The 1,495-nt window shown below is 50.6% G+C and carries 4 protein-coding genes; 3 read left to right on the top strand and 1 reads right to left on the bottom strand.

Annotated features, from left to right (window positions below):
• Nucleotides 1–344: 344 nt before the first annotated feature.
• The 3 genes from EXE45_RS16575 to EXE45_RS16585 all read left to right on the top strand — a co-directional run bounded on the left by EXE45_RS16575 (nt 345) and on the right by EXE45_RS16585 (nt 1,107).
• Entirely contained in the window at nt 345–566 is a 222-nt protein-coding gene (locus EXE45_RS16575; protein WP_137694974.1) for a hypothetical protein, read from the top strand.
• A gap of 75 nt (nt 567–641) precedes the next feature.
• Nucleotides 642–833, top strand: a complete 192-nt coding sequence (locus EXE45_RS16580; protein WP_137275745.1) for a hypothetical protein — start codon at nt 642–644, stop codon at nt 831–833.
• A 10-nt stretch (nt 834–843) separates the two neighbouring features.
• Entirely contained in the window at nt 844–1,107 is a 264-nt protein-coding gene (locus EXE45_RS16585) for a hypothetical protein (protein ID WP_137275746.1), read from the top strand.
• A 35-nt stretch (nt 1,108–1,142) separates the two neighbouring features.
• On the opposite strand, the gene EXE45_RS20805 is transcribed toward EXE45_RS16585, so the two are convergent.
• Nucleotides 1,143–1,495, bottom strand: a 353-nt coding sequence (locus EXE45_RS20805; RefSeq protein WP_206750483.1) for a hypothetical protein, incomplete at its 5' end; no start/stop codon positions are given.

A 1,495-nucleotide genomic window follows, 5' to 3' on the forward strand; every position in this document is an offset into this window, starting at 1 on the left:
AATCAAAAACGCGCGCGTTCGGATTCTCCCGAGCAGTTACTATCGTCGGCTTGCTTCACAGCGTATGTACAGAGGCAAAGAGAGGTTCGTCTCGGGAACTGCCCCGAGACCGGAGCAACCGCGGTGGCGCTCATCGGGTCGATACGACTGGAGACACTCGGCAGGGATTGAGAACGAGAGTTCAACGCAACCCAAGCCACGGAGGTTTCGGCAGGGGTTGGCTTCGAGGTCTCGAACTCGGGGAGCGACCGGGGCAGAGCAGAAAGTGAGCAACTCCGTTTGGGTGACTGCATCGAACCGGAGGGGTGGTCGGCTCTATGTCTGACCGACCTATCCGGGTCCGATTGACAAAGACGCTCGGGCCGAACCAGCATCCAGAGTGCGGCCTGTTCACCGTACCTCCCGACGAGGCAATCACGATTACTCGGGGGATTGTTACGCAGGTCGCCCGGGAACGGCTCGGCGACGCTGACGGAACGGCATCGGACACAGAGGTTCTCGACGAAGCGACTGCCGTCCTCAAAGAAATCGAGGGAGAGTTAGAGAGACGGTTTGATACGGAGTAGATTGTCGGGGGGTCATCGAATTACACCACCTGATGTCAAATAGGCTTAAGATGGACTGTTCAATATAACTAATTGATGACAGACATCGGGGAAGCCATCTCCGCCGCGCTAATTTTGGTCGTAGGAGCAGGGGTACTTGCCATTATGGCTGGTGCTGATACATCTCTTGTAACTAACTTAATGTCGAGTGGTATAACACTCATCGTCTACGTTGGTGTGTTTGGGATTTTTGCGCTGATTCTCCTGAACATCGTCCAACAAATCTGAGGGTGGTAAGATGTCTGATGAATCTATTTGGAATCGCGTACAAGCAGAGATGCAGAAAGACGGACTTGACCTGCTTGAGCAAGTATTGGCTCTAATTACCGGAGGTGTCCTTGGGGGTAATGCGCTTCGGATAGCAAATGCGGACTTGCCAATTTTGTATGAATTAGGTGCGTATGCCGGTTTGTTCGTTCTTGGATTTATTGTACTTGGAACGACACATCTTGTTGTCTCCTACAACCGTGTACTCAGCGCAGATGTAGAAGATGATGAATAGAGACCTCACCAATTCATCGTGAATTGGGGAGATGTCTATCTTTCTCTCCGACTTCTTGGACTTGCGTGAAGGTCCATACCTTGACCACACTCTGGACACTCCCGATTTTCCACCTGTAGGGGACTCATTTCACTCTCAGCGAAATGCTTCTTACAAGAATGACAGTAGAAGATAGTTTCATCATCACTCTCCGGGTTGGCTGTCGGAGATGGCTTCATATAATCAGGGACAATCTGTCTCAATTCTGGTTCGGGGACCCCATTATGTTTCAGACGTTTGACTGCCTCATACTTGTCTGTGAGTTTGATTTTTCCATCTTCTCTCTGGACCAGAGAGCCCTCATCTGACACCATCTCATTTAAGACATTACGAATCTGCTTCTCTGATT

Source organism: Halorubrum sp. SP9 (genome assembly GCF_005435015.1).
Lineage (GTDB): Archaea > Halobacteriota > Halobacteria > Halobacteriales > Haloferacaceae > Halorubrum > Halorubrum sodomense.